Annotated in this window: 2 protein-coding genes; both read right to left on the bottom strand. The window is 58.0% G+C overall.

The window, feature by feature from the left end:
* Nucleotides 1-170 precede the first annotated feature (170 nt).
* Nucleotides 171-1,274 (bottom strand): bifunctional L-1,2-propanediol dehydrogenase/glycerol dehydrogenase, encoded by a 1,104-nt coding sequence (gene gldA, locus ACNQ0W_RS23490; protein ID WP_062933866.1) that lies wholly within the window; start codon nucleotides 1,272-1,274, stop codon nucleotides 171-173.
* 12 nt (nucleotides 1,275-1,286) lie between these two features.
* On the bottom strand, nucleotides 1,287-1,506 hold a 220-nt coding region (locus ACNQ0W_RS23485), incomplete at its 5' end, for a hypothetical protein (protein WP_417933260.1).

The raw sequence follows: 1,506 nt of genomic DNA, 5'->3' as shown, positions 1-1,506 counted from the left end.
GTACTACGACCGAAAAACCCAGAGTGTGCTCCGGATAGACTGAAAAGTGTTACCTATGTTCCCGGTCTGATCTGTCACCTATGTATCCGGTCATACACTGCGCTTACCCGGCCTACGAATGACACGCTTTTGTAGGCCGGGTAAGGCGTAGCCGCCACCCGGCTTTTTTATTACTCCCACTCCTGAAGGAAACGCTGTCCATACTGGTCCGCCACCAGCAGCGCCGCATAGACCTGATCCGGCGTGACGCCGCCAGGCATGTTGTGAATGGTTTCCCCTTCGGCGCAGGACGCCTCCGCAATCAGCCGCATTTTGGCCGGAATATCCTCTTTGATATTCAGCTGCGCCAGCGTGATCGGCAGCCCAACGCTGTGGCAAAGCGCGGCGACGGTCTCAATTTCTTCAACCGGCGCGTTCTCCAGTACCAGTTGCGTCAGCGTGCCGAACGCGACCTTTTCACCATGGTAGAAATGATGCGCATCCGGCACCGCCGTCATGCCGTTGTGAATGGCATGCGCCGCCGCCAGCCCGCCGCTTTCAAAGCCCACGCCGCTCAGATAGGTGTTGGCTTCGATAATACGTTCCAGAGCAGGTGTCACCACGTGCTGTTCCGCCGCCAGCATCGCTTTCTCGCCCTCTTCAACCAGCGTGTTGTAGCACAACTCTGCCAGCGCTAACGCTGCCTGCGTGCACTTGCCGCCCGCCATGGTCGTGGCGCCGCTACGTGAGCAGGCACGCGCTTCAAACCAGGTCGCAAGCGCATCGCCAATCCCGGCGGCCAGCAGGCGTGCAGGTGCGCCCGCCACCACTTTGGTATCAACAATCACCATGTTCGGGTTGTGCGGCAGCATCAGGTAGCGATCGAACTCGCCGCTGTCGGTATAAATCACGGAGAGGGCGCTGCACGGCGCATCGGTGGAGGCAATGGTCGGGGCAATGGCCACCGGCACGTCCATAAAGTGGGCCAGCGCTTTAGCAGTATCCAGCGTTTTACCGCCGCCGATACCCAGCACCGCCAGGCAGTCGGCGCTGTCGGCCAGCTTTTTCAGGCGATCGATTTCATTTTGTGAACATTCGCCACCAAACGGTGCAATTTCGGCATGGAGTCCGGCTTTTTTAAAACTCTGACGCAGGGTTTCTTCAGCAAAACCCAGCACAAATTTATCGCCCACCACCAGCCAGCGGTTCGCCAGCGGCTTCAGGTAGTCGCCGAGGCGAGAAAGAACATCTGCGCCCTGGATGTATTTTCCCGGGGATTGAATAACACGGTCCATAACATTACTCCCTTAGTGTTTGAGGTAAATCCTGCCCTGTTCGAACTGCACTAAGAGTGACTCTACTCCCGGCGTGCCGGACATTTTTTGCGCTACGTCTAAGGGAAACGTGATTGCCTTACCGGAGGTAAAGATTGAGAGGGAAATCAGGGAAGGGGGAAGATCGAGAAGTGGGCGGGCACCCGAAGCCGCCCCGGCCCCGCCCCAATAACGGTGTTTCGCACTCCATCCC

Origin of the sequence: Enterobacter cloacae complex sp. 6730903, assembly GCF_048283985.1 — a bacterium.
In the GTDB taxonomy this organism is placed as follows: domain Bacteria; phylum Pseudomonadota; class Gammaproteobacteria; order Enterobacterales; family Enterobacteriaceae; genus Enterobacter; species Enterobacter hormaechei_C.
Note: the sequence above shows the minus strand (reverse complement) of the source record. Positions and strands in the feature narration are given on the sequence as shown.

What these genes read in the sequence shown, in the direction of transcription:
- gldA (WP_062933866.1), bottom strand. Translation starts at nt 1,274, where the DNA reads ATGGACCGTGTTATTCAATCCCCGGGAAAATACATCCAGGGCGCAGAT.